Genomic DNA, 26,920 nt, shown 5'->3' on the forward strand with positions numbered 1-26,920 from the left:
AAATTGAGGCGTGCAGTTGAGCGGGGGTTAACGCAGTTCGTCCTGTTGCTGAACTCTATTGATCAAAAGATTGGGTTATTCCCTCGTTTACTCGTTCTATGGCTCTGCAGTAGCCGACTTCAAGCTCTTGTTTTTCAGCAATAGTTAATGGGCGATTCATTTTCATTCGCACTTCTTTTAGAAAAGTTTTGAACGACAAGTCATTTACTGGAGCATGAACAGCCTGCTTCATAGCTTTATAAAAATCAGTCTCTTTCTGCTCTTCATTATCTTCGAGCCAGTCGTTAATACTGTGTGAGAATACCCTTGGAATCTCACTAGCCGGACATTGCTCAAGAACAACCTTCACTTGCTCTGCGTGCGCAAAACCGTTGATAAGTAACCGAATCATTGCTGCCCTGCCCGGGTTGCTCCAGCTCACGATCTGGTTCTGTTTTAGCGCCTCCATATGTTTGTTGAGATAGAGGCTTGAAGACAACCTGACTTTCTCAAGAGCTTCGCCCTGCTCTTCACTCAAGGCTTCCTCTTGAGCACACTCGGATAGAGCAACGACTTCAGGGTAATCAATCAATACCTGTTCTCTGGTCAGTGGCGCCGGCAAGTTGGCGATAAAATTCTTTGCAGCAGTGATCAATGTCTGCGGGCTCATATAATCATTTAATGCTCTCAGTGGCTCTAGCCTGTTCAACTCAGCCTTACAGACCGTTTCAGCCTGAGCATCTACGGTACCGATATTACGATAGACCTCTCGATACAGTAATGAGCCTTTTCCATGTAATAGTTTATTCAGTCTTGGCCAGAAACTCTGTTCTGTAGAAGCGGTTCGAAGATGATCAAGTACTTTATCAATAGCATCAATTCTTACTCTGGAAGCACCCTCTTCAATTAACTCTCGTTTAAGCCGTTTAAGGTTTATGCCTATCTGACGCAGACAAGCTTGACTGCCTTGATTTCTAATCGTTAACCACTGTTCCTTTAATGATGCTCTACCATTACGGATCTTACCCAACACCTCCTGGTAGTGTTCCTGCAGTTCACCATCAAACATTTCTTCATTTTCCTGAAAGACAGCACCTTTAATATCAGCCAGCCTCATGGCCAGGGCATCAAGTCGAGTCTCAACATCGAATAAATCGCTTTCGTTCTTCATACAAAACAGCAGGTGCGTTATTTCGCCATTGATCACTTCAATTCGTTGTTGATACGAACCAGGGTTTATCCCAGATTGAGCAGGTATGGCAGCGGTCAGTTCTTCATCAAGACGCCAGCTTAACTCTTCCAGAACTGCTATTTCTTTTTCCTGAACAGGGTCTTTATAATCGGACGACTGTGATCGTAAGACCGCTTCCCGATGCTGGATTTCAACTTTTTCTTTCGTTGCTGTTAGTGAAGCAATACTTTGCTCACTGGTCTCAGGCTCAGGCCTTTGCAGTCTTCGTTCAAATGACTCTCTGGCCAGCTCAGTCTCCCTATGCATGGATTGCTGCCGTTGCAGATTCTGATATTTTTGCTCATGCACATGACTCTCTGAACGCTTGCTCCCCTTTTTCGGGGTTAATGTCTTTTGTGCCCTTTTAGTAAAATCAGTAACCACCCTGCGAGTTCTTTGAACAGGATCCTGCCTGCTTTTTTCCAGCTCTTCGGTCCGTAACTTTGTCTCGAGCGTTTGAGATCTCGGGTCTCTGGATAGACAGCAATAAGCTCCATCAAAGATGACAATGGCTAACGAACTGACTTTGTCGGCCAAAGTAAAAGGCAGTGCCAGTAACTCCATCAGCTTCAAAGGTATTCGCTTTAGAAACAGCACACTTTTCTTCAGGAAGCCTGGTTCTGACTTTCCGGTTTTAGTCCAAACGGTTAACGCTTTTACTACTGTCGAGCGGGTAATAGGTCTACTGCCAGTACACCGAACTGTTTTTAAAGTCACTTCCAGCTGATCCGTCTGTCTGGAAAGTTCTGTGACACTTTCAGCAGCCTGATCAATTAAATGGCTCTGCCTTTCATGACAAAGTTCTTTCGCCTGAAACTCATCCCGCAGTAAATACAGATTCTCTTTCAAAGTATTCAGATGCTGCCAGATACCAGAGCCTTTAACTTCATCCAGATTAGGTCTGGTAATAGGTCGTTCCGAGGCTTCGCCGGCCTTCCTGTTACGTACAATATTAAACAGTCCATTAACCTGTGCTGAAGCAGTCTCTGAAAGGCGGTCAAGGTTTTCCAACAATTCATCAACAATAGCTGAAGCGTTTATCTTGTCAGCATTGGTGGTTACATTACCTTCCAGCTTCCTCAAGTGCTGCATGGAAAGCTTAACGACCGACATTTGCTTTTTCACCGCATCCAGTCCGGAAACAATACGGGATCTGACCGATTTACCTCTATCAGGCCTGCCCCATACCGGAGGATTACCCGACAGAAAAGCAGGGTATGAACGATCATTAGTTGGCAAACGCTGGCTTGGCTGATTACCAACGCCTGTCGGTCTTTGAAAAGGTATTGGCTTAAAAGCGTCCATGCTATTCACCAGGTGTTATTTTTTTAAAACTGATAATTACTTATCTTTTTGCCATTTACTGCTCGTACTGCCAGGGTATTACCGCAGCTGCATTTCTCTTCCCGCGTTGTCCATGAAATTAATAAAGTGCGGAAACATAAAGTCAGCAATGGATTCAAACTGTGCAACTGTCTGCCAATCTCTGCCATTAACAGTTCTGAGTGACTGCGACTGAGGCCAGTGGATTTCACAGAAGCCATAGCTTTTAAACAAGGGTTCACTGCTCTCATTAAACTGAACCCAGTCATAACGAACTTTCCCGAGAAAAGGTCTGACCGTTTTTTCTCTTACCCTCAATTTCTTATCAGTAAGTACTCTTGAGCGAGCTGAGTAGCGACTGTTCAGCATGGCTTTGGCGTTATATAACTCAGCTGTTGCCATTATCAGATAATCAACATCCGCGTGTTTTTTCAGCCAGCGTTCTATACGACTGCTGTCATAGACTCGATCGTTATCAGAAAACCCGGTAAACGACATCCACTTACGAAACTGGCAACTGTCCATTTCTCGGTTCATGTTTTTCGGGCAGTTATGCTCAATACTGGAAAGCAGGGTGTTGTAGAAACGAAGACTGTCTGATGCACTGCTGAGACGAATATGCTGATCAAGGGTTTTATAAAGTCTGGCGCTCTTTCCCAGATCAGGAGCAAAGGTAAAATCAGCAGCAAACTCCATGACAGGTAATAACAGGCCCCTCTCAGCTGTATCCAGCCACTGTTTAGCTTCAGGCTGTAACTGACAACTGGCAACAAGGGTCACCTGTTCCAGCCCTAAATCAACCAGAAGACCTGAATCATCACTGCTGACAAGGATGTTTTCCCGATAAACCCAACCATTCTCTAATACCTTGGAGGCTTCTGATGCCTTCAAGGGTTCAGATTGTTCAGGACTGACCTTTATAATGTCTGACTGGTAAAAATCCATGACAGAACAGGATGTCAGCAATCCGCTGATAATTAGAAGCTGGCTTATTTTCCTGTATTTGCTCAGACCAATCATGATCACAGGCACCCGGGGCTGGTTATTGTTGTTAATGTAGTTCCGGACTGGCTGACATCGGAGCAACGGGGAATAGAAGGTTGTTTGTGCAAACCGGACAGCTCAACGTCCGGCCTGCATCAGAGCTTTCAAGTCAGGTTACTGAAGCCCGAGACCTTTTTGCGGAGGTTGAGTCAAATCCCTGACACTGGCTTCCAACTGTTGCAGCTTTTTATTCACCTGTCGACGGAAAGCATCTACCGATTTCGTAGCCTGTTCCTGCTCCTTAACCTGCTGCTCGAACGACGTCAGTTGCTTTTTCTGAGCAGATAGCAGTGACTTCATGGTTTCCAGCTGGTTGTTGTAGCTTTCAATGGTGACGGTCATTTCACCTCGGGATGCCAGTTGCTCTGTACTGATGGATTTCATCAGTTGCTCCATCTCCCTGGTGCCTTTTTTCAGGTTTGCCAGCTCACTGGAAACTTTGCCTGCAGCTTTACCCGCTTTCTCAGCTTGCTCTGCAGCCTTATCCGCAGCCTTGTCTGCCTGCTCAGACTGTTTGAGGGCTTTAACTACATTATCCTTGTTGATCAGAATCCACTGACGGTTTCGCTTATTGGACACATCCCAGAGTTTGCGAATCTCCGAGTTCACAACTTTCAACTCAGAACGCAGTGCCGAACCACTCTGATCAATTGTCTGCCCTGTTGCTGTGACCTCACCCGTCACACTGCTCAGCTTATTCTGTGTCTGTGTCAGAGCGGCACGGGTCGCCGCAAGCTCCTGCTGCATAATTTTGAACTGCCAGACACCACCACCAGCAAGCACCAGGACAAGGATCAATAGAATCCAGCCAAAGCCGTTACCACCGCCACTTGATGGCTTATTTTGTTTATTCACGGGTGGCTGGGGGCTGGGACGTTTGACGGTTGTTCCAGTCGTTTTGCGTCGGTTGGGACGCTCATCCGCGGAAATGGAGAAGTCCGGTATCTCGTTAATGGGCTTGTCCTCTTTTTTCATGGATTTCTCTGCCTGAAAATCTTTCGTGCCATTTTAGGCGCTGTTGGCATAAGTTTATAGTCTCAAGAGATCACAGTTGCTTTAAGTCATAGCGACCACCTATCTAATGATTAGTTTTTTTCATGACCCAGATCATGTTTTTCCTTGAAAATTCCTTTTCTACCCCCAAATATACCGACCAATGGATTCGTATTAACACCAATGTTAATATCGCCGCGCGAGATATCTAAGGTCAAAAATAGAACCTTCCCTCAATGGAGAACCACAACATGGCTTTTGAACTGCCTGCTCTGCCATACGCCCGTGACGCTCTGGCTCCACACATTTCCGAAGAAACTCTGAACTTCCACTATGGCAAGCACCACAACACTTACGTTGTGAAGCTGAATGGCCTGGTTGAAGGTACAGAACTGGCTAACAAGAGCCTGGAAGAGATCGTTAAGACTTCTGAAGGTGGCATTTTCAACAACGCTGCCCAGATCTGGAACCACACTTTCTACTGGAACAGTCTGGCTCCTAACGCTGGCGGTCAGCCTTCCGGTGCTCTGGCTGATGCTATCAACAAGGCTTTCGGTTCTTTCGAAGAGTTCGTAGCTGCGTTCAACGACAAAGCAGTTAACAACTTTGGTTCTTCCTGGACCTGGCTGGTTAAGAACGCTGACGGTTCCGTAGAAATCGTTAACACCAGCAACGCTGCTACTCCACTGACCACTGACCAGACTCCTCTGCTGACCTGTGACTTGTGGGAACACGCTTACTACATCGACTACCGCAATGTTCGTCCTGACTACCTGAAAGGTTTCTGGGCGCTGGCGAACTGGTCTTTTGCAGAATCTAATTACGCTGCGTAAGATTTGACGATATAGAATTATATTGTCGTAAGAATGCCGGACTTATACTCCGGCATTTTTTATACCTGGTTTGCCTCACACTCTGATTTTTCTTCTCTTAGCACTTCATTCTAAAAAATATTAGTACCTTTCTGCATAACTGACAAAAGTCGTTTTTTGATACCATTCAGCAATACCGTATCGTTCGGGCACTTATAAAACATCAAACTTCGAGCAACAGAGCGGATAATTTTCTCTCCATTCCTCTTAAAAGCATTCCTTATTCGAGGCAATCTGGCTGGTTCAATTACATACTGATAGTTCTTCCTCGGTTTTAACTGATAGTGTTTTGTTTCTGTATTGTCTTCTGAAACGACTTGAGATATATCAGTCAGCTGGCTTTTAAAGAACAGGCTCGACACCGATTTTGCTTCTGTAGCATCAATTTGACCTTTACTGATCACAACCAAAGATGAGGTCCGGGATCATTATGATCTGAAGCAGAAAACCTGTGCTGACTTTACCAGAAGGAGACCTTAAATTGCCGCAAACAACCACAGCCCACGAAATGCAGAAGCTATTGAATGATATGACACCCCTCAATAATGGCAGTGCTGAACTCCATGATGAATTTGTTTGCAGTCGCATTTTAAACGAACTCGAACTGGTAGCAGCCTGCTACCAAAACCTGAAATCCTGGACAAACAGCAAGTCTGGCTCTCCCTCTGAACAGCTGCAGAAGGTTATTCTTGAACAGTTTATTCTGGCTTACCCCGAACTTGAGTCAGTCCCAATCGTTGAGGGTGTTTCTCTTGGCTGGCTGATTCAGGAATATATCTGTGGCGAGACCGGCGATTACAGCTTTGGCGTATATCAGTAAAATCAACACAGTGGGGCATGAAATGAACGAATCTTCACCAGATACACACAACCCTATGGTCAATATCGATCAGTTCAAGATGAATACTCACGACGATCAACAGATGTACGTCAGAGTTACACCGTCCATTCCTATTCTTCCATTCAATGATAAAGACGATCTCAGCCCGGAAGAAGAACGGCGGCTGATGGCCAAGACACCTTTTATTGACTTTAGGCAGGTATTGTCCAGATCGGAAATCGTCGCCCACCTGCAAGCCTTAATCGCTCATTATTTTCAGTTGCCCATTAAACTGGTTACTCCTGAAGCAGATCTGGTGGATGAGATAGAACGTCATATCTGGGCCAGAGAGCTGGAGGTCAACTTTGAGGAAGTGGAATACGGTAAAATTCTCTGTGGCAGGGACGATAATGGTGAACTCACAGGAGGATTATCCGACCGTGGGTTACTGATGGGGTTCTTTATGGCGATGGACTTTGCCGATGGGGTTGGTGTCTGTGTCGTTTATGACGAAGACAGCGGTACCTTTCCGGTAGCAGAAGGCGACTACGGGAATTACGCTGACTGCAAGAATATTAATGAGTTGGCTGATATTCTGGAGGCCGTGCGGTTGAAATTGATGGCGGTACAGAGTTAAGGACGCGCGACAGACTATGAAACAAACAACACCTGTGAATAATGACATGGATCATGTTTGAACCAGCCTGCCCTCATATCTGCCAGTGTCGCTTTCAAGAATAGAGGGGAGATACCAGACAGCTTTGAGGATGAAGTAGAGCTGTACAATGAGAAAGGGGAGCGTATTTATTTGCCCCCCTGTGAACCTGAGCCTGTTCATTTTTAGAAAACATACGTCAGATTAAGTCAGAACTAATACAGGCTAACTCTCTGAATTCAGAAACATCACCAGTTCAATAGCTCGAACTGGTGAAACCTCGTAGCCGAGCTTCTCATTAACTCTGGCATGAAATGCCGGAAGACGGGAATCTTTCATCAACACATCCAGCTGATTCATGTAAGACTGATATTGATCTACAGAATTCACCCGGTACGGGTAAGGTTCGTTTTCATGACAGAAGCGGTAAACTCTGGAGTCCCAAATCGGGAAGTGCTCAGGAGCAACAAAGTGCAGTAATTTTGAAGCACCAACTATTGAGTTATTGATTAGTGCTTTAAGCTTGGCTAGGTCATCGTGATTTAAACTCCCCATTTCTCTGGCATGCTGCAGAATACAAGCTATTTCATCAAGATTTTCACTGCCTTCAGAAATGCGCAGACTCAGAATGGTCGGCATCCAGCCATACACCATATGACTGAGTGCGATGACTTCAGTTGGACAAAACTCTTCAACGCTCTTTGTAAAACGAATGAGGTGGGGGTATGACACAATGTATGATTCAGTGGAATCAATCGCTGTGTGCTTTTCCAATTCGAAAATATCTTTCACTGGCTACTCCATAAACCGATTGCTGTGACATTTATTTGTGATGATGGGCAGGGCTTCAGGCCTTCTTTAAAATAAACTGATTTTACTTACTGCACGAACTCTGCGATACCATTTACTGAATACACCTACAATCCAGTAACTTAAATACCCCTCAGCGGCCATCAGTGACTTTTCCAGCGTTTATTCGATACCGTTCATCAGACACTTCTAAAGTTCAGAAATACGGCATAAAGCCTTATACAGCGGCCCGTATACCACTACAGCGGCTTTCTGCCTTTACGTAAGTCCATGCCTGAATAAAGCCCTCTGAACGGCTGCTACGATTATAAAAACATTGCATATAAGGCAGGGAGGCCATAGACATGCAGCTTTTAACAATCATTTTTCTGCTCTTCACAGGAATAACCTTTCTTGCTCAGGCTGATACAGATGCCGGCTTTCCTGAAAGTATTTCCGACGGATTGAAAAGCAGTGGCTACCCTGGGGTCTACCAGAAAAAATCAGAATATCAGGTCGACTTCTCACACTTCGCTCCACCAGAAATAGTCAAAAGCTTCTCTCCAGCACAGTCATACAGTGCCTGCACGCCATCAGATATGGGAGTTGGCATTTACACTGCCTCACGTTATTCCCTTAACGCGCAGGAAGAAGTGGTAATGTTTATTGTACGTGTTCACGTACGGTTGGATGAGTACGATACAGTGCCCACTATAAAGCTCGTCGATATCAAAAAAATTCTCATGCGACCACAACCTGAAGCTAAATGGTCAGGTGAAACAGGTCTTGTTATTTACAGCAATAAAGAAGCCAGAGAATCTGAACAGGACTATTTCGAAAGAAGTGGCCGTTACAAGTACTCTATGAAATTGGCCAAAATAACCAAGTATATTGAAATATATTCGAACGATTTAGTATGCAATGAAGAAAAAGAAAGATTTGAATGGTTTGTTGACACTGCTTTTATTAATGCAAATGAAACAAGTTTTTCTACGCCATCAAAAGGTCACCTGAAACTTTTTTATAATTCCTCCTCAACAGACAATGATGTGGTATTAATGACAGGTGCAGTACAACGCTATGAATCATTTTTGGGTAGCTGGGCAAATACTTCTCGATTACGATTCGAATTCGAACCTGTAGTTGGAACCCGTAATAAATAAGAATAATCAGCCAATCAAGATCGCTATTTTTTTTCTACATCAAATGCCAGCCTCAATGCTGGCATTTTTATAAAACTCAGTGCAGCAGTTTATTATTTTCAAACACCAGTCGAATAGCCTCAACATCAGACTTACCTTCCTTTCTCAGTCTCTCCACTTCTTCAATCATGGCTTTTTGCAGTTCAATATCCTGCTCACTACCCAGATCCATGGCCATAAGCTCTTTCAGATCTATACCTGTTTCTTCCGACATAACTACCTCTCATCACTCAGGATCAAGAACATTCTCGACACAGCTCTGAAACCTAAACATCCACCATGGAAACTGTTATTAGCCTCGTTACCCATGAATCCCACTGCTATGCTTTTAGTGTCACAATAACAGGTTTATCACATGGTATCAGTGTCCGGTTTTTCCTTGTTACTGGCTGCTATTGTTGCCTATCAACTGGGTCGCTGGGTCACTTCCCGAGTATCCATTCTTAACCAGTATCATATCCCCGCACCTGTCACAGGCGGGATTATCGCCAGTATATTACTGAGTTTGTGTCAGCACTACACCGTACTGGATATCAGCTGGGACTTTGAACTCAGAGATCATTTGTTGTTGATTTTTTTCTGCACTGTCGGGTTAAACGTCAGAATACGTTTGCTTATTGCTGGCAGTAAAACTCTGTCAGTATTTTTTGTCGTTATTTTCCTATTTTTGATTTTGCAAAACGGCGTTGGCATTTTAACTACTCTTGCTATTGGCGATACTCCTGTTCATGGTTTGCTGGCTGGCAGTATTTCTATGGCAGGTGGTCATGGCACCGCTATAAGCTGGGGCAGTTTTCTGGAGTCTCAGGGCTATTCGGATGCTACCCAGTTCGGACTGGTCGCTGCAACCATGGGCTTGATAATGGGTGGCCTGCTGGGTGGCCCGGTTGCCCGCAAGCTCATTGATGATAATCAACTTGACCATACTCAGGCTGACCTTAATATTGGCTCAACACCAGAAACTTTTGAAACCCGTCAGGTCTCACTCTGTATGCAACAGTTCCTGAAGGTTATTCTGGTTATCTGCTTTTGTATCACTGTCGGAAAATGGATTAATCAACATTTAAGGCAGCATGATATTGTCATGCCGGACTATCTTCTGGTACTCCTGCTGGCAATTGTTATCGTCAACCTTTCAGACCTTTTCCATAACAAGTTCAATGAGCAGTTTATCAACCTCTTCGGCGACACCTGCCTGGAGATGTTTATCACCATGAGCCTGATGTCGCTTAACATCATTCAACTGGCTGATGCCGCCTTACCTGCCTTCATTATTGTTATGGTGCAATCCATCTTCATATGTATCTTTGCCTACACAGTCGTGTTCAGGGCTGCAGGCAGTGATTACGATGCCAGCTTGATATCTTCCGGCTTTATTGGCCTCGGGCTTGGCGCTACCCCTGTCGGTCTGGCAAATATCAGTACTCTAACTCACAAGTACGGGCCCTCACCTAAAGCCTTTCTGATTGTCCCGTTACTGGGCTCTGTTTTCACCGATACGTTAAATGCAGTCATCCTTCAGGCTTTTCTTTGGCTTCCCATGTTTCATCCTTAAGAAAATATCATCTAGTCAAAACGTAGTTGTAACACGCGGCTTAATTCCAATATCATGCCCATAACTAAAACCGTCTAGCACCCCATCAGGTATGACCTCAGCCATGCGGTAGAGTCTGTTGATCAGGACGAATAACAATGAAAAAAGAGCCTTCAGTACCCGCTAAATACGCACGTCTGCTGCTAAAAATTTCCCGTGAGCATGGGCATGACATAGAGCCCGTAGTGCAAACACTCTGTTTGCCTTTTAACCCGATGGAATTATCGGACAGTGAGCTGCCCGAACAGGAACTGACAGTTCAGGATTTCAGCAAACTCTATAATCATGTTGCCAAGCTACTTCAGGATGAAAGTTTTGGTACAGGACGAATCAGACTGCCCATGGGCACGTTCCGCATGTTCTGTTACGCCATTATTCACAGCCCGAGCCTGAGAATTGCGCTGGATCGCAGTATTGATTTCTACGCCATTCTCTATGAAGCAAAGGGTCTGGAATTCAATAAGGACAGACGCTACAAGGTTTCTGAAGATGGCGAGTACGCAACCTTAATGTACTCAGGTCTCGAGGTAGAATCTGATGACTCCATGAACCTGCAGAATCAGCTCAGTATTATCAATTACCTGTCACTGCAACACCGTTTCTGCAGCTGGCTGATTGGTACTTATATTCCCGTGCATGAAGTCAATGTGATGGGTTCAGAGATTCTCAGTAACAGTGGTTACCGCTCTTACTTTGACTGCCCTATCAATTTCAATCAGGCGGAATATTCCTTCACCATCAAGGCTCATTTTCTGGATACACCGCTGGTGCATACTGAAGAGTCGCTTCATGATTTTCTGAAAACAGCGCCCTACGGGCTGTTTTCTATTGTTAATGAAGATGAAAGTATTATTAAGAAAATCCGCAGCCTGATCGGTAATAACTTTACCCGTAAAATTCCAGGCTTTGATGAAGTGGCAGAAAAGCTGAACATTTCTTCCCGAACACTGAGACGTCGACTGGAAAAAGAAGGCACTTCCTACCAACGGGTTAAAGACGACTGCCGTCGTGATGCAGCTATTGATTACCTGACAAGATCAGAAATGAGTATCAACGCCGTTGCACATCAGATGGGATTCGATGAGCCCAGTGCTTTCCACCGTTCTTTCAAAAAATGGACAGGAATTACACCAGGCGAATTCAGAAAACGTAATGCGGTCAGCGATGAGTATGAAGAGCAGGTTGAACTGGCCTGAATAGACCGACGACAAACAGTAAAATCAGCCACTACCGAATGGGATCGATAGTGGCTTCTGACTGGTTTAGCGAGCGCCCCGCTTCATCCCTAGACCAAACATACCCACCAGCTCACGTTGTACTTCATTCACACCACCACCAAAGGTATTGATCGTTACCTTACGGTAGAACTCTTCGACTTCTCCCTGAATCAACGCCGCTTTACTGCCACGACGAACCAGACCAGCGGGTCCCATAACATCAAGCAACAGACGATAGACCTGAATCATGGTTTCAGTGCTGTACACCTTGATGGCAGATGCAAAACCCGGGTTCAGCTCATCTTTCTCCAGAGCCGATGCCATACGGGCATTTTCAACTTTCATAGCTTCCAACAGGCAGTAAGCTTCAGCCAGTGCACTTTGAACCCAAGGCTCATCAATTACACGACTTCCGCCTTCCTGCTCTTCCCTGGCCCAATTAAGAACCTTCTGCAGGTGACCAGAAGCATTGATACCAAAAGCAGCCAGACCGATGCGCTCATGGTTCAGCTGGGACGTAATCAGTTTCCAGCCACCGTTCACTTCACCGACAACCATGGAAGCCGGTACACGCACATTCTCGTAGTAAGTCATGTTCGTACGAACACTACCCACTGTATAGATAGGCGCCAGAGAGAAACCTTCCAGCTTTGTATCCACCATAAACATGGTAATACCGCCATGCTTGGCGTCTTTATCTGTTCGAGCTGCCAGCCAGATATAGTCAGCACCTTCTGCACTGGAGGTAAAGATCTTGGTACCGTTGATAATGAAATCATCACCGTCACGGATAGCAGAGGTTGTCAGTGAAGCGAGGTCAGTACCCGCACCTGGCTCGGTATAACCAATGGCAAAGTGCATTTCACCAGCAGCAATCTTTGGCAGAATTTCTTTTTTATGCTGCTCAGAACCGTAAGCCATAATGGCTGGACCCACAGTATTCAGGGTCACAAACGGCAGTGGTGCATTAGCCAGCTCAGCTTCTTCAAAGAAGATCAGCTGTTCGCTGCTGGAACGGCCCTGACCACCATATTCTTTAGGCCAGCCGACAGCCAACCAGCCATCTCTGCCCATCTGTTTGACGACTTCACGGAACGTCTCACTGGCTTCATGACCATGACAGGCTTCGCGAATCTCATCAGTCAGGATGCTGGCAAAATAGTCCCGCAATTCCTGACGAAGCTGTAGTTGTTCTTTTGTGTTTTCAATAAACATGAGTCGTGTTCCTCAGCCTATATGCCGTTAAATGCCGACAAATCGCTGGATTTATGATTCTTTTCGACAGTGAAAAAATTACAGGCTGAGGGCTAGCCTCTCAATGGCAAAACAGTGCCAAGGCAGATACACAAAATCAGCAATTCCCTATCACTCAATCTCGTCACCTTGACGAACTGATATTTTTAGATAGACTGACCTGTATAGTTTCTACAAGAATTATAAATCATGAAAGCAAGAGACAAACTTCTGAACGCCGCAGGGCAGCTGTTCTATGAGCAGGGTATTACGGCCACTGGCATAGATACGATTATTACAAAAGCCAGCGTGGCAAAAATGTCGCTCTATAACAATTTTTCTTCAAAGTCTGAGCTGGTTGCAGCTTATATCGAAGAGCGACATCAGGAGTGGTTACAGCTGTTTGAACTGCGTCTGAAAAAAGCCGAGTCCAGCAAAGCTAAAGTGCTCGCTATTTTTGATGCCTACCAGGACCATGCCGAGAGTCATTACGAGAGAGGATTTCGAGGCTGTGGATTACTGAACGCAGCAGCCGAGATGCCTGTAGATGCACCTGAACGGAAATCCGTTCGCCTTCATAAACAGGAAGTGCAAACATTGCTGGAGAAGCATTGTCAGGAATACCTGACTGAACACAACAGTAACTTTGACCTGAACTCTCTGGTCACACACCTGTCTTTTCTTTTAGAAGGTTCCATTATGCTCGCCGGTCTGGAGGCCAGCAGTGACAAAGTTGTCCAAGCCAGGCAACTTGCAGACTCTCTGCTTGAGGGTGCCATAAAATGAGTATGGATACTCGAAACAAGCAACAGTTGTCAGGCATCACAGCAATCCTGACTGCATCACTGCTCTGGGGAACAACGGGAACAGCAGCAACCTTCGCTCCTGAAGTCAGCCCTGTTGCCATTGGTGCTGCTGCCATGGGATTTGGCGGCTTGCTTCAGGCGCTGCTGGCGATGAGGAAAATTCAGCAAGCGAGAATCACTCTGCAGAATCATCTTACGCTTTTATGTCTCGGTGCTTTAGGTATCGCTGTTTACCCGCTGGCATTTTATTCATCCATACATTTATCAGGCGTAGCAATAGGCACCGTTGTATCTATTGGCGCTGCCCCTCTTTTCTCAGCGTTACTGGAGAAAATGACAGGGCATTTTCATTTCACAAAAACGTGGATGATTGGCATGACAACCGGGCTCGCAGGCATCGCACTGTTAGCAAGCTCAGAGTCTTCCTCCGTTATGGTGGATGGCAGCAATACCGCCAATTTACTGGGCATTCTTTGCGGGCTTATTGCAGCATTGACCTACGCATTCTACTCATGGGCGGCACATAGGCTGATCACATCTGGCGCTTCATCCGGTGCGGCTATGGGCTCCATGTTTGGTCTCGGAGGTCTTTTGCTGATGCCTGTTCTTTATTACACAGGTGCGCCACTGCTGGCATCCTCTGGAAACCTATTGGTAGGCATCTACATGGCTATGGTTCCAATGGGACTGGGGTATATTTGCTTTGGCTTCGGGCTTGCCTACGTCAAAGCCAGTCTGGCTACAACTCTGACGTTAACGGAACCGGTAGTCGCAACGGTCCTTGCTGTTTTTCTGGTAGGCGAAGAACTGACGAGCTCAGGGCTGACTGGCATCCTGTTAATTTTTATCTGCCTGTACTTTCTGACTCGTACGCCTAAAGTTGCTTCAGAAGAATAACAATTTTTACTTTATTGACTTTCCAAGTCTGCAGTAAAACAACATTGGCAGGTAGAGCGCAGTAACGACGGCCGCTGTGGTCAGCATATCTTCCCAAGTGTGATATTCCTGATATTTCATCAGTAGAAGGTCGATTAGAAAGGTGCCGACCAGTAGTCCGGTAAACTTTCGAAAATAGACCATAAGATGAAGGACTAGCACCAGAGCAAAAGCAGTATGAGAACTGTAATCAAGACCCGCCGAAGGCCATAAGCTGAAACCGGCATCAAGAAAATAGAGGCCATACACAGTCGCCATAGCCAGACACAAACTGACAGCCTGCTTCTTTGTAAGCTCTCTCTGACCTTGTTTCACGGCCATGGCCAACAAAATCAAAACCAGTAACGCTAATAACGGGTTATAAGCATCAGCAATGGCATCAATCGTTTCATAGTCTGGCATGATCATTAGGTTCGCTGTTCCTGCGAAGTTATTTTACTAATGACAATTTATGACAGTTGCTCAGTGCCGTAAACAAAAAAGCGCCGGTAAAAACCAGCGCTCCTGTTGAGCTAAAAAAGAGCAATCAATCAGAATACACGATAACGCTTCTGAACATGCTCCTGACGAGCAGCAATATCCTTCGCGCGCTCTTCCGGTGTCAGAATCGGCATATCTTCAGGGAAATGACCTTGCACCTCATCCAGCTTGATCAGCTTGGCAGAAATTGTCGGCCATGAATCCTTTGGTGGCAGCTCGGAATAGGCCCAGCGGTGGGACAGATAACCCTGACGCAAACCAGTCGTATCCAGCCAGTTCTTCACACCCGGATCTTTATGACTGACCACCCAGCGCTGAACGTTAGAGCCTGGAGTCATATACATCTGCACAAGGTTCAGGCTGGACTGGCTGTTGGCATAATCCGGAGATTCACCCCAGGGTGTTCCCAGATGGAAGCTGGTGTATTGAGGTTCACCCTGGAACTCCGCTTCGATGTAAAGCGCCTGATCTTCTTCCAGATCAAACAAACCACCAGCATAGATGTTAGTGCTCATGCCACCACCGGTATCGGTGGAAGCAGCGTTTGGCTGGTTGTAAGCATTCACTGGCATAAAGTACTGGCTTTCATGATCGTAGTTATCAAATACGTTCAGTACTTTGTCGTAGAACTCCAGCCAGAAGTGCATCTGACCTTTCACCACATCACCCATTTTGCGCAGCTCTTTAATGGCTCGCTCCGGGTTGTAAGGGTCAGGGTGACCACCCAGGTTATCCAGCGGGGTAATGGTCAGTGGAATGGTTTCTTCGTTTTCCCAATCATAGAACAACTGTCGTCCGCTAACGAAGGTGGCATAACGGTCGTCACCGCCTGGATTATCTCTGCGTGGGCCTTTTTTGGTGCAGATAAAGTTGCCGGTGTAACCTTCCGGTTTTTCCGGAGCCAGCAGCAGTTCGATATCACCGTCTTCACTGATTTCCAGATCGGTTCCATCCATGCGACCGAAACCAGTACGGAAACCTGGCACCAGTTCCGACATTTTACCAGTGTCGCCTGACATCGGGCCGTCACAGGTTTCAAAGATCAGGTATTGCGGCGCTTTTTTAACATCCGTAGCACGCTCTTCACCTTTCCAGTGACGGAAATCTTTGGCTTTGCCTTTGATCAAATAGCGCTGACGGCCATCGATCTGGGCATAGAAATAAATAGCGTCGGCGTTTTCGATAGTGGCTTTGTTAAAGGTGGAAAGGCCGTTGCGGAAAGCCGGAAAGCTTGGGTCACAGTGGAAAGCGCGCTCTACACCGTGATGCAGATAACCGGACAGGTAGCGATAGCCTTCTGCCAGGTTACGGGAAGTGGAGGTTGGACCAAAATATTTAGGGTCATCAATGGCATTGCGAGCCAGTTGCACCTGGTCAATCATATAGTCCCAGGCTTCCCTGAGATCTTTTTTGTCCTGCTCGGATTGAGCAAGCTCTGCCGGTGTACGGTGATCGATCATTATTATTCTCCTTATTAGATCGGTCCAGTTGTTTTAGCGATACTCATCCAGTCCGGAGCAGATATTGGTTTGTCCGCTCAACGGTGCTTTCCTGCACCGATTCGCTAGCCGGCCTTCCTGGCCTCTGACAAATCAATATCTGCTCCTCCCTTCGTTCAACATACAACTATGGTCAACTGACCGACTCATCACCCGAACAACTCCATAACAATGGATTTGCTTGTTGTTAGTTTTGAAGTGTTATTTATGTAATCACATGTTTACAACCGTTGTAAACATGTGATTACATAAGTCGCAAGTTAAGGCAGTTGATGTATGCGAGTGCCTTGGGCTGTTTTGAAAACGGATAATAAAAATGACAAAGAAACTTTCAGAATACGGACAGTGGGCTCTGGTAACCGGTGGTTCACAGGGAATTGGTTACGGTTTTGCCGAGCGCTGTGCTGCTGATGGCCTCAACGTTGCTTTAGTGGCCCGTCGTGAAGAAATTCTAAACGAATCAGCTCAGCAACTGCGTGACCAGTATGGAGTAGAGGTAAGAACTCTGGCTCTGGACTGCACCAAACCGGAAGCTTTTGATCAAATCGCTGAGTTTGTCAGCGATGTTCATATTGACGTTCTGGTGAACAATGTCGCCTTCAGCTTCCCTGGTGAGTTTGTCGAATTCAAGATGAGCAGCATTGAGAAGTGCATAAACGTCAATGTTGTGCTGACCACCAAAATGAGTCGTCACTTCGGTCAGCTGATGAAGCAAAAGGGCAAAGGTGCCCTGATCAATGTTTCTTCGCTGACCGGTGAAGTCGCCATGCCTTACTTTGCCCTTTACTCGGCCACCAAGGCTTGTGTCTCCACTCTTACTCAATCCATCTGGTTTGAGATGAAAGATCATGGCGTTGATGTATTGGTTATCAAACCGGATCAGACAGCCACCGAAGGTTTTATGGCCATGAATCCGGACGTTCTGGAAGAGTTTGGCTTGCAAACCGTTGAAGAGTGCGTTGAAGAATCCCTGAAATCGCTGGGTAAAGAGCCTGCCTGCATGACTCAGCCCATGACCCGTGACCATATCAACAAAACTCGCGCCATGCCTCTGGGCGAAGCCATTGTTCAGAATGGCACCTACATGAAGAAGATGTTTACTCAGCAGCTTGAAACTGTATAAGCACTAAGACGCATGAATTCATAAGTCATCTCTCCGCCAGCGGCGGGGAAATGACAACTTAATCTTCAGTTATGTATGTCTAGACACCAGGAGCCTGTCGGACTTACCACTGACCTACTGCGAAAAAGCCGGATTTGGCCATTTTTTATGATCCTTTTCGTTGAATAGCTCGCTATTCGCCTCAAATAATCATAAAAACTGTCTCAAACCGGACTTTTTCTCGCTACGGTCGGCTAAGTCCGACAGGCTCCTAGAAGCAGATAAGACGACAGTCTGACAATAACAATAAAAAGGGGAAAATTATGAGCAATGAAAAACGTACAGCACTGGTTTCCGGTTCCGGTCAGGGTATGGGTCTGGGCGTAGCCCGCTCACTGGCCAAACAGGGCATTCAGGTTGTTATCAACGATATCGATCCTGCCAAGGCTGAAGCAGCTGCTGAAAGTATTCGTGCTGAAGGAGGTGACGCTCTGGCCTTTGCTTTTGACGTAAGCAAGCTTGACCAGGTGGAAGCAGCCGTTAAAGAACTGGAACCTCTGACTGGCGGCATCGATATTCTGGTTAACAATGCTGGTAATGGCGGTACTCAGGAAACCGTGCAGCTGGAATTCAAGGACATGCCGGTTGAAAACTGGGATCGTTACATCAGCGTCAACTTCTTCGGTGTTCTGAACTGCACCAAGGCGGTTCTGCCTGGTATGTGCGATCGTGGCTGGGGTCGTGTTATCACTATCTCTTCCGAAGCAGGCCGTGTAGGTCTGGATATCAATGTATCCGTTTATGGTGCAGCTAAAGCCGGTGGTGCTCACCTGATGCGTCACGTTGCCAAGGAAGTAGGCAAGTACGGCGTAACCGCCAACGTTATTTCTCTTGGCCTGATGAACAATGTTCCTGCTGAATTTGCCGAGCCGCTGATCAAGATTATTCCTGCCCGTGCACTGGGTGAGCCTGAAGATGTTGCTGGCGCGGTTGATTATCTGTCTTCTGATGCAGCCAAATGGGTAACAGGTCAGACCATCACCGTTAACGGTGGCGTTCACACCAGCTAAGGCCTAGTCAGGGGGAATAACAATGGCTGAATCAGTACAAAAGGTGCCTCTGGCGCCAGTGCAGGTCTGTTTTATCGTCAACAATGTGGAGGAGGCTGTCCGCTTCTCGGAAGAGCATTTTGGCTGGGGCCCTTTCCATACTTTTTCTGCTCCGGTAGAGAATGCGAAATACAAGGACTGGACTGGCTTCAAACATGTGGATGTTGCTCTGGGCTCAGGCGGCAATGTTCAGATTGAATACGTCCATGTTCGTGAAGGAAAGGACACCATTGCCCTCTATGAAGAGAAATACGGCACCGGTATTCAACACTTTGGCGTTCAAACTCCTGACCGTGATGCAGCGATTGATTACATCACTTCTCTAGGCGGTGAAGAGGACGCTAGGGATGAGTTTCCCGGTGTTCGCTTTGCTTTTATGAATATCCCTACCGGACAGGGCATGTTTGAGCTGCTTCAACCTGAGCAGTCTGCCAACAGTATTGTCGATCAGGCTAACGCCGTTAAAGCAGGCGGAGCCGGCTCTGAAAAGCATGTGTTGAAGGTGGATCGAGCAACGGTTGTCACAGGCAATATGGAAGAGACTCTGGCATTTTACAGCCAGTGTTTTGACTGGGTTGATGTGAAAGCTGAAGCTCAGACGCTCAAGAGTGGTGACAGGGAAGTAAAGCTGAAGCGCTGTATTGCTTTTGCCGGGGCCATGGAAATTGAGCTGATCGAAGCGACTCCGGAAGGAACCGACCCTTATTCACTGCACAGAAGACGCGGTGAGCACGGGATTGTTCATGTCAGTACGTCTGTTGCTCCTGTTTCTGAAGCCTTGCTGCCAAGCTATGAAGGTGAATGGCTGGAGACCGGTGAGGCGTTTGCTCTGTATGAATGGCTGGGAGGGAATAACTCTCTGCAGGTTCGTCGCTGATTGTTTTCTGGCTAGTGTGTCCAGAGGCTTGATCATTTTACCCGCTCAACGGTGCTTTCCTGCACCGATTCGCTAACCGGCCATCCATGGCCTCTGGTAAAACGATCAAGCCTCTTCCCTGAAGTCTGTCTAAACAGGCAGGGATTGAAGAGCAGAAACAATTTTGCTCAAGGTAACTGATTATGTTTATGTATTTTAACGTCGAATATTACTTCATGATGATTCGACGGATCTGGGGTCAGAAACAATGGCCTGGTCGTAGAAAACTGTTACTCCGTCTAATGGTGATTGTGCCACTGACGTATCTTTTCCATTCGGTATTTTTCTTTTTGGATAAAATTCTATTTCCAAAACTCTGGTTTACCAAAATTGAAAAGCCGGTATTTATTGTCGGGCATGCCCGCAGTGGTACCACGCTGATTCAACGTCTGATGGCTTATGATGAAGACCGTTTCAGTTATTTCCTGTACTGGGAAATGTTCTTTCCTTCCCTGCTGCAGAAGAAACTGATTCGCTGGTTTGGTGTACTGGATCGTAAGCTGCTGGGCAGTTATTTCTTCAAGAAGCTGGAAGCCTGGGACGAGAAGATGTTCGGCAAGATTCGCCATATCCATAATATGGGTCTCTGGGTGCCGGAAGAAGATGACTTCGTGATGTCTTCCTGCTTCTACGCTGCTTACTGGCAGCTACAGGCGCCGATGATGGACATTCTTAATATGTTCGACCTGGATCGTCAGAACCCAAAACGCCGCAAGCGGGTTATGCGCCACTATAAAGAGTGTGTGCGTCGTCAGCTTTATCTGAACGGTGCGGATAAAACCCATCTGTCCAAAAACCCGGTTTACTCAGGTCGTGTTGCCAGCATTATCGAAACCTTTCCTGATGCTCAGGTGGTTGTGATGATGCGTGATCCGGTTGAATGTGTGCCCAGCAACCTGAAGTTGATGAAGTACAACTATAAGGGCAACAAATGGCAGCCAGATGATTATCAGACCTCCTTGAAGATCATCGAGGATATCTCTTACGACTGTTACCTGCGCCCCAATCAGGTATTGAAAGAGAACCCGCAGGTGCCTTCAATGGTGGTGGATTATCGTGACCTGGTCAGTTCACCTAAAACAACCGTTGAAGCTATCTATGACCGCTTTGGCTTCCCTATAAGTGCCGAATATTCTGCCACTCTGGAAGAACGCCAGAAGAAGAACAAGAAACATGCGACCAAGCATTCTTATAGCATGGAAGAGTTTGGTATGGATCCGGAGCGTATCTATACAGCTTTGGATGAGTTTTATCAGAAATACGACTGGGTTAAACCGGAAATTACTTCCGACGATGCTCAGGCTAAAGAGGCCACTGAACAAGCTGAAGCCCAGCCTGCCTGATTCCTCGTAAATCAGTCCAAGTAAACTTACAATCGGTTTACTTGGACTACACCACCAACAGGGCTCACCTTGAATACTGCAATTAAACCGCTGGGAAAAGAAGAAGTAAAAAGGGCTCTGGTCGAAGCCGGTATAAAACTGTTTTCCGAGCGAGGCATCAAGGCCGTTACTATTCGTGACATTGCCAAACAAGCCAACGTCAACTCAGTCTTTATTTACCGACATTTTGAAAATAAGGACGGCCTGGTTTCTGCTGTTGTTTCCAGCCTCTTTGACCGGATGGAATCGATTCAGCTGGATGGCGAAGATTCCGGCGAGCAGATGCTATATAAGTCCGTTTTGACTATTCGCACCCAGCCGGAAGTCTTTAGAATTTTTGCTCATCTCTCGCTGGAAAACGAAGGGGATTTCTTTGAAGGCATTCAAAGCCCTTATATCCAGCAGATCATTGAAAAGATCAGGCAGAGCCAGCAGGAAGGAAAACTGTATAACAGGATTGATCCTGAAGTTCTGCTTGCCTCCAGCTACGCCCTCGGGCTTGGCTGGCATATTTTCAAACCCATGTTGATTGGTCTGGCGGGGCTGGACAGCACCAGCAAAACCACCCCGAAACAGGTTGAACAACTCTGGTTCGATATGATCTCCCGTTCCTGACCACTGCCCAGCATGGTTCAGGAACCGAGACGAACATCGACCGAATAAAAACAAAAGATGTGCAACGAGGTTGAACCATGCATAGCAATAAAACCGCATTTGTTACCGGCTCCAGCCGTGGTATCGGTAAAGCCGCAGCCATGGCTCTGGCTGAAGCCGGCTTTGATATCATTATCAGCGCCCGTACTGTAAAGGCTGGCGACAGTCACCACTCCATTCCTGTACCAGGCTCTCTGGAAGAAACCGCTGCTGAAATCAAGGCTCTCGGCCGCGAAGTGCTGCTGGTGCCTATGGACCTGACCAGCTTTGATTCCATCAATAATGCCTGGAATCAGGTGATTGAACAGTGGGGTCGTGTCGATGTGCTGGTCAATAACGCGGTTTATCAGGGGGGTGGCACAACCGATCTGGTTGAAGACCTGACTCAGGACAACGCCGAAACACTGTTCCGTGGCAATGTTATCTCACCATTGATTCTAACCCAGAACGCAGTTGCTCATATGAGAGAGAATGGCCGTGGTGGCCGTATCATCAATATGGTGTCTGAATCCGCCACCAAGACTCCGGTTCTGCCCGTAAACAATGGCGGCTGGAGTTTTGCTTATGCCGCTTCCAAGGCTGCGATTGAACGTCTGGTACCCATGCTGAAGGTTGAGCTGAAAGAAGACAACATCAAGGTATTCAACTGCGAGCCGGGCTTTATCTTTACCGAGTTTATGAAAGAGAAAGGTATGGATGAGTCTTACGCCCGTCAATACGGCGGTGCTCCGGTAACTGTTCCCGCCAAGGTAATTGCCTGGCTGGCCACCAGCGATGAAGCCGCTGAAGAGTTCCACGGTACTCTCTGCTCTGCCCAGCGCACCGCTCTGAAGAAGCAGCTGCATCCGGACTGGAGACCAGAGAAGAAGAAAAAGCCTGAAACAGCTGCAGTCTAATATCGCTCTGATTTCATGTCCGCCGGTAGTGTATCTTTCCGCTCAACAGACCATTCCATGGTCTGAATTCGCTAGCAGGCCATCCTTGGCCTTTGAAAGATACACTGCCGACTCTCTACCCTGATCACAAACATCCCGAGTAAGGATATGGCTTTCAGACTCTCCCGTATTTTTATCATTATAACTGTTTTGCTCTTGCCATTATTGACTCAGGCTCAAACTCCAACCTCAGAAAAAACACCTCATTGCAATAATTACCAAAAACACCGTCAGGCCTTTTTTGGTGACCTGCATATCCATACGGCACTGTCACTAGATGCCGCCATGCAGGGAACTCTGACCGGACCAGAGGACGCTTATAATTACGCCAAAGGCAAAGCTATTTCCATCCCTCCTTATGGTGAAAATAACAAACCATTGAACTGGGCAACTATTGACCGTCCTCTGGATTTCGCAGCCGTTACGGATCATGCTGAAACGTTGGGCGAGTTACAGATTTGCAGTACGCCAGGAGTGGATGGTTACTGGTCCACGGCCTGTATGGCCTATCGTTATATTCCTCGCTGGGGAGGCCTGTGGATTACATCAAGAGCTTCTGAAAAAAAGCGCACCGGAGCCTGTGGCGATGATGGCAAAAATTGCCTGAAGGCAGCACTGTCACCCTGGCAGAAGAATATTGCCGCGGCAGAACAGTCATACGACAAAAGCAATGAGTGTAATTTCACCAGCTTTGTCGCCTATGAATGGAGCGGTATGGCCAATATTGACGAAGGGGTTGGCAACCTTCACCGTAATGTTGTTTTTAAAAACAGCAAGGTACCCACTCTGCCAAAATCATTTATTGATGCTCCCTCTGCAGACAAACTCTGGCATCACCTTGAAGATGACTGCAGCAATGGTGGCGAAGGCTGTGATGCCGTGGTTATTCCTCATAACTCCAATATCAGCCTTGGCATGATGTTTCAGACGACCAGCAAGGACGGTTCGAACATAACAGCTGAAGATGCCCGGCGCAGACAGAAATACGAAACCCTGGTCGAGATCATTCAGCATAAAGGCGCTTCCGAGTGCTATGGCGGCCTGAACACGACCGATGAACTCTGCGATTTTGAGCAACTCCCCTGGGATAACTTTGCCGGCAATACCTTTGAATCCATGGCTAAGCCTATCAAGCCGGATGCCGGTTTTGTTCGAGATGTGTTGATAGAAGGTTTATCACAGGAGCAAAAACTGGGAGTAAACCCTTTCAAGTTTGGCTTTATTGGCAGCACAGATACCCATAAATCCCTCGCAGGTGGGGTTTCTGAAAAGAACTTTCCCGGACATGGTGGTGCCGGTAACGCCGCATCCGCAGCAGATGCAGAGGGCCTGCCAGATGAATGGGAATTCAACCCGGGTGGCCTGGCGGTGCTGTATGCAGAAGAAAATACCCGTGAATCCCTGTTTGCCGCCATGCAACGACGTGAAGCTTACGCAACCAGTGGCCCAAGAATTAATGTTCGTTTCTTTGGTGGCTGGGATTACGATGAAAACCTGTGTACACAACCTGATTTTATCGATCAGGGATACACTGCTGGCGTACCTATGGGGGCAGACCTGAAGAAGCCTGAGAACTCAAACTCAGCGCCTCGATTTGCGGTTTCTGCCCTGAAAGATCCGGGCACAATCAACCAGAAAGGCGTTGATCTGCAAAGGTTACAAGTCATTAAAGGCTGGGTTGATGCTGAAGGCACAATGCAGAGTAAAGTCTTCGATGTCGCAGGTAACAAAAACAATGGTGCAGGCGTAAATCTGAACAGCTGCGAACCAACAGGTTCCGGTGCAGCTTCTTTATGCTCAGTCTGGAAAGACCCTGAGTTCAAGGCTGAACAGTCCGCTTATTACTACGCTCGTGTTCTGGAAAACCCAAGCTGCAGATGGTCTACCCACATCTGTAATCAACAGAAAGTTGATTGCAGTAATCCTGATGATTTGAATGATGAACAGGCTGAGTGCTGCAACCCTGACATGAAGAAGACTGTGCAGGAAAGAGCCTGGTCTTCTCCGATCTGGTATCGGACCGAGTAATACACTCTGATATTCAATGACCTGAACAGCTTTCTTTTCAGGTCATTGAGCTATCACACTCAACCTCAGGCGTAAGACACACAGGTTTTCATCTCTTCGCTTAAGGCACTGAGAATATCCCGCCGACTGATCACCCCGATAAAACGATGATCTTCAATCACCGGATAAACCTTGGGTTTATTCACCGCCATCATCTGTGCGATGTCGATCAGAGACGTTTCCGGAGTCACAAACAGCGGATCTTTATGCATCAGCTCGCTGACATGGGTGCGACTGTCACAATGATAGGTTCCGGTAATCATGTGAGGAATGCAGTCATGCTCTGAAAGAAAACCAGCCAGCTCACCCTTGTCATTTACGACCGGAAGGCCAGTCAGTCCCGACTCAAGAATTCGATCAACAGCTTCATGCAGCTGAACATCTGCAGTCAGCGGGCTGACGTTTCTTCTGAATACTTCCTTCACAGTTTTCATTGGTGGCTCCAAAACCAGATTATCCGTTATCAGAATGGCTTAGGAGTTCAATTTGAGCCAATGAAAATACACTCTATCGGCAATAGAAAAAGGCTATAACGGAAAAAACCGGGACAAGCCCGGCTTTCTATGAAGAACTATCTGGTATCAACGCACACCCAGCTTTCTCAAGGTGGAAGGCTTGAAGTAGCTGATCTCATTAGCTTTCTTACTGAGATCGAAAGGTGCAGTACGGTTAATCAGGTTATCAACCATATACTCTTTTGACAGCAGATCATGGTAGACCAGATTTCTAACTCTGACTCCCTTGAAGTCGAATCCAGTGAGCGTATTCATCATGGATACACGCCACAGGTCGCCTCGATTATCGTACATATCAACTACAGACGGATGCCAGCTGTCTTCATCAAAGTGGAGCACTCGCTTTTTAAAGACATTACGCTCACCTTCTTTCAGGGTTGCCTCAACGACCCATACACGGTGCAGCTCATAACGCATATGCTCAGGGTTGATATGATTCTTTGTCAGCAGCTCTTCAAGATTCAGCTCAGGGCTATCAAAGTCATAGGTATTGTATGGGATGTACAACTCCTTTTTGCCAAGCAGTTTCCAGTTATAACGGTCCGTAGCGCCATTAAAACCTGCACCACTGTCGACGGTTCTGAACTTGCCCAGACCTTCGAAGTTATCGTAGCCAATGGTTGGCGCCCGTCTTACACGACGAACACCCGGTGAATAGGTCCAGGCCGATCTGGGTTGAGCAGAAGTATCCAGGGGCAGGTGAATCATGGTTGCTGCACCTTTTTCACGTGCAGGTGCCAAAGCCTGAGTCAGATAAAGCAGTTTTGGATGCTGATTTTCCAGAAACGCTTCCCTTGAGCTTTGCGGATCGAAATAAGGAGCAAAGTTCTCGTGGGTAGCACGCCCCATCAGGCGCGAACCATCACGATAAACGATTGCCTGCTCTGCCACTGTGAAGTTGTAACGCATCCCTCCGCCTTGAGACAGGTTCCAGATGGCTTCTTCACCACTTTGAGGAATTGGGAAAGGCGCCCCACCCCAGGCATTTCTTACACCATTACCTCCAGGAGCCAGCTCAGCGGTGGTCGCATTAATTTTGGTGTTCTGATGAACAAAGTCAGAGTAGCTGCCGTTTCGATGACTGGGATAAACTTTCATTTTGAAAGTATCCGGATAGGTTTTGAACAACGCTATCTGACCAGCTGACAGCTTGTCCTTGTATTGGTCAAGATTGTCTTTGGAAATCACAAACAACGGATTTTCATCGGCATATGGGTTTGGGAGGTGATGACCTGTTCCCTTGTAGCTTGCTGGAATCTTGATCTCAGGGTTCCATTCAGGAATCGTCCCTTCTGCATTTCCGGCGCGCTCTGCACCTACTGGTGTCAGCTCTTTACCAAGCTTTGCTGCTTCTTCAGGAGATACTTTGGCACTGACACTGCCAGCGGTCATAAGGGCAGAGATGCCCATGACCAGTAGAGATGTTCTTATTATCATTATCTTTCCCCGGCTTTGTTACACCATAAAACTAGCCCGTAGCAGCCTCATAGAGAGACAGGTACTACAGCCATTTATACGTCCATGGCACTAGAAAAAGTCAGATTACGGTGATTGCTATCAATCTGTC

General features: G+C 46.8%; 25 protein-coding genes. 15 read left to right on the top strand and 10 right to left on the bottom strand.

Features of this window, described 5'->3' with window-relative positions:
• Positions 1-55 precede the first annotated feature (55 nt).
• The 3 genes from EOPP23_RS12390 to EOPP23_RS12400 form a co-directional block, all read right to left on the bottom strand.
• The gene (locus tag EOPP23_RS12390; protein WP_153766303.1) at positions 56-2,515 is read right to left on the bottom strand and encodes a hypothetical protein; all 2,460 of its coding nucleotides are present in this window, start codon (positions 2,513-2,515) and stop codon (positions 56-58) included.
• Between the two features lie 78 nt (positions 2,516-2,593).
• Positions 2,594-3,553 carry a hypothetical protein gene (locus EOPP23_RS12395; protein WP_153766304.1) on the bottom strand — a complete coding sequence of 320 codons (960 nt, stop codon included), beginning with the start codon at positions 3,551-3,553 and terminating at the stop codon, positions 2,594-2,596.
• A 138-nt stretch (positions 3,554-3,691) separates the two neighbouring features.
• Positions 3,692-4,552 carry a hypothetical protein gene (locus EOPP23_RS12400; protein WP_153766305.1) on the bottom strand — a complete coding sequence of 287 codons (861 nt, stop codon included), beginning with the start codon at positions 4,550-4,552 and terminating at the stop codon, positions 3,692-3,694.
• Between the two features lie 269 nt (positions 4,553-4,821).
• On the opposite strand from EOPP23_RS12400, the gene EOPP23_RS12405 reads away from it, so the two are divergent.
• The 3 genes from EOPP23_RS12405 (at position 4,822) to EOPP23_RS12415 (ending at position 6,899) form a co-directional block, all read left to right on the top strand.
• Entirely contained in the window at positions 4,822-5,403 is a 582-nt protein-coding gene (locus tag EOPP23_RS12405) for a Fe-Mn family superoxide dismutase (RefSeq protein WP_194842594.1), read from the top strand.
• Between the two features lie 520 nt (positions 5,404-5,923).
• Positions 5,924-6,262 carry a hypothetical protein gene (locus EOPP23_RS12410; protein WP_153766307.1) on the top strand — a complete coding sequence of 113 codons (339 nt, stop codon included), beginning with the start codon at positions 5,924-5,926 and terminating at the stop codon, positions 6,260-6,262.
• A gap of 22 nt (positions 6,263-6,284) precedes the next feature.
• Positions 6,285-6,899: a hypothetical protein gene (locus EOPP23_RS12415; RefSeq protein WP_153766308.1), complete on the top strand. Its 615-nt coding sequence runs from the start codon at positions 6,285-6,287 to the stop codon at positions 6,897-6,899.
• Positions 6,900-7,142: 243 nt separating this feature from the next.
• Here the strand turns inward: EOPP23_RS12415 and EOPP23_RS12420 are convergent, their stop codons facing one another.
• A complete protein-coding gene (locus EOPP23_RS12420) occupies positions 7,143-7,709 on the bottom strand; it encodes a hypothetical protein (protein WP_153766309.1) in 567 nt (188 codons plus the stop codon).
• 362 nt (positions 7,710-8,071) lie between these two features.
• Between EOPP23_RS12420 and EOPP23_RS12425 the strand changes: the two genes are divergently transcribed.
• Positions 8,072-8,869, top strand: a complete 798-nt coding sequence (locus EOPP23_RS12425; RefSeq protein ID WP_153766310.1) for a hypothetical protein — start codon at positions 8,072-8,074, stop codon at positions 8,867-8,869.
• 76 nt (positions 8,870-8,945) lie between these two features.
• Here the strand turns inward: EOPP23_RS12425 and EOPP23_RS12430 are convergent, their stop codons facing one another.
• Positions 8,946-9,122, bottom strand: a complete 177-nt coding sequence (locus EOPP23_RS12430; protein WP_153766311.1) for a hypothetical protein — start codon at positions 9,120-9,122, stop codon at positions 8,946-8,948.
• Positions 9,123-9,263: 141 nt separating this feature from the next.
• Here EOPP23_RS12430 and gltS point away from each other — a divergent pair, with 141 nt between their 5' ends.
• Both gltS and EOPP23_RS12440 read left to right on the top strand, forming a co-directional pair.
• Complete coding sequence (gene gltS, locus EOPP23_RS12435; protein ID WP_153766312.1) at positions 9,264-10,463, top strand: sodium/glutamate symporter; 1,200 nt, start codon at positions 9,264-9,266, stop codon at positions 10,461-10,463.
• Between the two features lie 137 nt (positions 10,464-10,600).
• On the top strand, positions 10,601-11,698 hold the full coding sequence (locus tag EOPP23_RS12440) for an AraC family transcriptional regulator (RefSeq protein ID WP_153766313.1): 1,098 nt from the start codon (positions 10,601-10,603) through the stop codon (positions 11,696-11,698).
• Positions 11,699-11,764: 66 nt separating this feature from the next.
• On the opposite strand, the gene EOPP23_RS12445 is transcribed toward EOPP23_RS12440, so the two are convergent.
• Entirely contained in the window at positions 11,765-12,934 is a 1,170-nt protein-coding gene (locus EOPP23_RS12445) for an acyl-CoA dehydrogenase family protein (RefSeq protein ID WP_153766314.1), read from the bottom strand.
• Between the two features lie 228 nt (positions 12,935-13,162).
• Between EOPP23_RS12445 and EOPP23_RS12450 the strand changes: the two genes are divergently transcribed.
• Both EOPP23_RS12450 and EOPP23_RS12455 read left to right on the top strand, forming a co-directional pair.
• Positions 13,163-13,738: a TetR/AcrR family transcriptional regulator gene (locus EOPP23_RS12450; RefSeq protein WP_153766315.1), complete on the top strand. Its 576-nt coding sequence runs from the start codon at positions 13,163-13,165 to the stop codon at positions 13,736-13,738.
• A complete protein-coding gene (locus EOPP23_RS12455) occupies positions 13,735-14,655 on the top strand; it encodes a DMT family transporter (RefSeq protein ID WP_228550707.1) in 921 nt (306 codons plus the stop codon). The genes EOPP23_RS12450 and EOPP23_RS12455 overlap by 4 nt, the downstream gene beginning before the upstream one ends.
• A gap of 6 nt (positions 14,656-14,661) precedes the next feature.
• On the opposite strand, the gene EOPP23_RS12460 is transcribed toward EOPP23_RS12455, so the two are convergent.
• Both EOPP23_RS12460 and EOPP23_RS12465 read right to left on the bottom strand, forming a co-directional pair.
• Positions 14,662-15,102, bottom strand: coding sequence for a hypothetical protein (locus EOPP23_RS12460; protein ID WP_153766316.1), 441 nt, complete (start codon positions 15,100-15,102; stop codon positions 14,662-14,664).
• A gap of 122 nt (positions 15,103-15,224) precedes the next feature.
• Complete coding sequence (locus EOPP23_RS12465) at positions 15,225-16,634, bottom strand: hypothetical protein (RefSeq protein WP_153766317.1); 1,410 nt, start codon at positions 16,632-16,634, stop codon at positions 15,225-15,227.
• 355 nt (positions 16,635-16,989) lie between these two features.
• Here EOPP23_RS12465 and EOPP23_RS12470 point away from each other — a divergent pair, with 355 nt between their 5' ends.
• The 7 genes from EOPP23_RS12470 (at position 16,990) to EOPP23_RS12500 (ending at position 24,799) form a co-directional block, all read left to right on the top strand.
• Entirely contained in the window at positions 16,990-17,796 is an 807-nt protein-coding gene (locus tag EOPP23_RS12470; RefSeq protein WP_153766318.1) for an SDR family oxidoreductase, read from the top strand.
• Positions 17,797-18,098: 302 nt separating this feature from the next.
• Positions 18,099-18,845 (top strand): SDR family NAD(P)-dependent oxidoreductase, encoded by a 747-nt coding sequence (locus tag EOPP23_RS12475; RefSeq protein WP_153766319.1) that lies wholly within the window; start codon positions 18,099-18,101, stop codon positions 18,843-18,845.
• A gap of 22 nt (positions 18,846-18,867) precedes the next feature.
• The gene (locus EOPP23_RS12480; protein WP_153766320.1) at positions 18,868-19,761 is read left to right on the top strand and encodes a VOC family protein; all 894 of its coding nucleotides are present in this window, start codon (positions 18,868-18,870) and stop codon (positions 19,759-19,761) included.
• A 182-nt stretch (positions 19,762-19,943) separates the two neighbouring features.
• Positions 19,944-21,143, top strand: coding sequence for a sulfotransferase (locus EOPP23_RS12485; protein ID WP_153766321.1), 1,200 nt, complete (start codon positions 19,944-19,946; stop codon positions 21,141-21,143).
• A gap of 69 nt (positions 21,144-21,212) precedes the next feature.
• Entirely contained in the window at positions 21,213-21,797 is a 585-nt protein-coding gene (locus tag EOPP23_RS12490) for a TetR/AcrR family transcriptional regulator (RefSeq protein WP_153766322.1), read from the top strand.
• 77 nt (positions 21,798-21,874) lie between these two features.
• Positions 21,875-22,732, top strand: a complete 858-nt coding sequence (locus EOPP23_RS12495) for an SDR family NAD(P)-dependent oxidoreductase (protein WP_153766323.1) — start codon at positions 21,875-21,877, stop codon at positions 22,730-22,732.
• A 147-nt stretch (positions 22,733-22,879) separates the two neighbouring features.
• Complete coding sequence (locus EOPP23_RS12500) at positions 22,880-24,799, top strand: DUF3604 domain-containing protein (RefSeq protein ID WP_153766324.1); 1,920 nt, start codon at positions 22,880-22,882, stop codon at positions 24,797-24,799.
• Between the two features lie 65 nt (positions 24,800-24,864).
• On the opposite strand, the gene EOPP23_RS12505 is transcribed toward EOPP23_RS12500, so the two are convergent.
• Positions 24,865-25,272 carry a CBS domain-containing protein gene (locus tag EOPP23_RS12505; RefSeq protein ID WP_153766325.1) on the bottom strand — a complete coding sequence of 136 codons (408 nt, stop codon included), beginning with the start codon at positions 25,270-25,272 and terminating at the stop codon, positions 24,865-24,867.
• Positions 25,273-25,419: 147 nt separating this feature from the next.
• Entirely contained in the window at positions 25,420-26,790 is a 1,371-nt protein-coding gene (locus tag EOPP23_RS12510; protein WP_153766326.1) for a DUF1329 domain-containing protein, read from the bottom strand.
• Positions 26,791-26,920: the final 130 nt, after the last annotated feature.

The organism is Endozoicomonas sp. OPT23 (assembly GCF_009653635.1).
GTDB lineage: Bacteria > Pseudomonadota > Gammaproteobacteria > Pseudomonadales > Endozoicomonadaceae > Endozoicomonas_A.

Bases quoted from the DNA above. Each gene is read 5' to 3' on its own strand.
- EOPP23_RS12390 (WP_153766303.1), bottom strand. From the start codon at position 2,515: ATGGACGCTTTTAAGCCAATACCTTTTCAAAGACCGACAGGCGTTGGT.
- EOPP23_RS12395 (WP_153766304.1), bottom strand. From the start codon at position 3,553: ATGATTGGTCTGAGCAAATACAGGAAAATAAGCCAGCTTCTAATTATC.
- EOPP23_RS12400 (WP_153766305.1), bottom strand. From the start codon at position 4,552: ATGAAAAAAGAGGACAAGCCCATTAACGAGATACCGGACTTCTCCATT.
- EOPP23_RS12405 (WP_194842594.1), top strand. From the start codon at position 4,822: ATGGCTTTTGAACTGCCTGCTCTGCCATACGCCCGTGACGCTCTGGCT.
- EOPP23_RS12415 (WP_153766308.1), top strand. From the start codon at position 6,285: ATGAACGAATCTTCACCAGATACACACAACCCTATGGTCAATATCGAT.
- EOPP23_RS12425 (WP_153766310.1), top strand. From the start codon at position 8,072: ATGCAGCTTTTAACAATCATTTTTCTGCTCTTCACAGGAATAACCTTT.
- EOPP23_RS12430 (WP_153766311.1), bottom strand. From the start codon at position 9,122: ATGTCGGAAGAAACAGGTATAGATCTGAAAGAGCTTATGGCCATGGAT.
- gltS (WP_153766312.1), top strand. From the start codon at position 9,264: ATGGTATCAGTGTCCGGTTTTTCCTTGTTACTGGCTGCTATTGTTGCC.
- EOPP23_RS12440 (WP_153766313.1), top strand. From the start codon at position 10,601: ATGAAAAAAGAGCCTTCAGTACCCGCTAAATACGCACGTCTGCTGCTA.
- EOPP23_RS12445 (WP_153766314.1), bottom strand. From the start codon at position 12,934: ATGTTTATTGAAAACACAAAAGAACAACTACAGCTTCGTCAGGAATTG.
- EOPP23_RS12450 (WP_153766315.1), top strand. From the start codon at position 13,163: ATGAAAGCAAGAGACAAACTTCTGAACGCCGCAGGGCAGCTGTTCTAT.
- EOPP23_RS12455 (WP_228550707.1), top strand. From the start codon at position 13,735: ATGAGTATGGATACTCGAAACAAGCAACAGTTGTCAGGCATCACAGCA.
- EOPP23_RS12460 (WP_153766316.1), bottom strand. From the start codon at position 15,102: ATGATCATGCCAGACTATGAAACGATTGATGCCATTGCTGATGCTTAT.
- EOPP23_RS12465 (WP_153766317.1), bottom strand. From the start codon at position 16,634: ATGATCGATCACCGTACACCGGCAGAGCTTGCTCAATCCGAGCAGGAC.
- EOPP23_RS12470 (WP_153766318.1), top strand. From the start codon at position 16,990: ATGACAAAGAAACTTTCAGAATACGGACAGTGGGCTCTGGTAACCGGT.
- EOPP23_RS12475 (WP_153766319.1), top strand. From the start codon at position 18,099: ATGAGCAATGAAAAACGTACAGCACTGGTTTCCGGTTCCGGTCAGGGT.
- EOPP23_RS12480 (WP_153766320.1), top strand. From the start codon at position 18,868: ATGGCTGAATCAGTACAAAAGGTGCCTCTGGCGCCAGTGCAGGTCTGT.
- EOPP23_RS12485 (WP_153766321.1), top strand. From the start codon at position 19,944: ATGTTTATGTATTTTAACGTCGAATATTACTTCATGATGATTCGACGG.
- EOPP23_RS12495 (WP_153766323.1), top strand. From the start codon at position 21,875: ATGCATAGCAATAAAACCGCATTTGTTACCGGCTCCAGCCGTGGTATC.
- EOPP23_RS12500 (WP_153766324.1), top strand. From the start codon at position 22,880: ATGGCTTTCAGACTCTCCCGTATTTTTATCATTATAACTGTTTTGCTC.
- EOPP23_RS12505 (WP_153766325.1), bottom strand. From the start codon at position 25,272: ATGAAAACTGTGAAGGAAGTATTCAGAAGAAACGTCAGCCCGCTGACT.
- EOPP23_RS12510 (WP_153766326.1), bottom strand. From the start codon at position 26,790: ATGATAATAAGAACATCTCTACTGGTCATGGGCATCTCTGCCCTTATG.